Origin of the sequence: Membranihabitans marinus, from assembly GCF_019802045.1 — a bacterium.
Taxonomy (GTDB): Bacteria; Bacteroidota; Bacteroidia; order Chitinophagales; family Saprospiraceae; genus Membranihabitans; species Membranihabitans marinus_A.
Window position 1 is genome coordinate 1 of sequence record NZ_JAHVHU010000040.1, and the last position, 1,382, is coordinate 1,382.

Annotated in this window: 1 protein-coding gene; it reads left to right on the top strand. The window is 47.2% G+C overall.

Features of this window, described 5'->3' with window-relative positions:
- Positions 1 to 1,382: hypothetical protein (locus tag KUV50_RS19275; RefSeq protein WP_222581845.1), on the top strand; the 1,382-nt coding region annotated here is incomplete at both ends.

The following is a 1,382-nucleotide window of genomic DNA, read 5'->3' on the forward strand; positions in this document are numbered from 1 at the left end:
GATACCTTAAAGTATGGAGCGGGTGCCACTATAACTGATGTATCGGTCAGTTATGTGGGTGTAGAAGGAACTACAGGGACAACTAATTATACCAATTTTGACGGACAGTCTGATTATCTAATTATAGATGATGAGCAGGTAGGAACCGGAAAGGAGGATGTATTCGAGGTGAAAGTGACCTTTGCAGTGGATCCTGCTGCGGTCACTCCTCAGAGTGCGGACTGTGAACTCACGGAGGGGGAAGAAGGAACGGGCTTATTAAATGTTGCTGAAGTAAGTGACGGCGTTCCGTCGAAGAATGATGATGCGTGTGCAGATATGCCTAATCCATCGGTTGATATCGTGAAGACGGTAACGGCTGGTCCGACGTCTACGGGCAATGTGAATGAATATACGATGACGTATCAAGTTGAAGTGAGTAACACAAGTGACGCTCTGGCATTCTATGATTTGTCGGATACCTTAAAGTATGGAGCGGGCGCTACTATAACTGATGTATCGGTCAGTTATGTGGGTGTAGAAGGAACTACAGGAACAGCTAATTATACCAACTTTGACGGACAGTCTGATTATCTAATTATAGATGATGAGCAGGTAGGGTCCGGTAAGGAGGATGTGTTCCAGATCGTTGTGACCTTTGCAGTGGATCCTGCTGCGGTCACTCCTCAGAGTGCGGACTGTGAACTCACGGAGGGTGAAGAAGGAACGGGCTTGCTGAACACAGCTGAAGTAAGTGACGGCGTTCCGTCGAAGAATGATGATGCCTGTGCAGATATGCCGAATCCATCGGTGGATATCGTGAAGACGGTAACGGCAGGTCCGACGTCTACGGGCAATGTGAATGAATATACGATGACGTATCAGGTTGAAGTGAGTAACACAAGTGACGCTCTGGCCTTCTATGATTTGTCGGATACCTTAAAGTATGGAGCGGGTGCTACTATAACCGATGTGTCGGTCAGTTATGTGAGTGGAGATGGCGAAACCGGAACAGCTAATTATACCAATTTTGACGGACAATCTGATTATCTCATTATAGATGATGAGCAGGTAGGAACCGGTAAGGAGGATGTGTTCCAGATCGTTGTGACTTTTGAGGTGGATCCTGCTGCGGTCACTCCTCAGAGTGCGAACTGTGAACTCACGGAGGATGAAGAAGGAACGGGCTTACTGAACACAGCTGAAGTAAGTGACGGCGTTCCGTCGAAGAATGATGATGCCTGTGCAGATATGCCGAATCCATCGGTGGATATCGTGAAGACGGTAACGGCAGGACCGACGTCTACGGGCAATGTGAATGAATATACGATGACGTATCAGGTTGAAGTGAGTAACACAAGTGACGCTCTGGCATTCTATGATTTGTCGGATACCTTAAAATA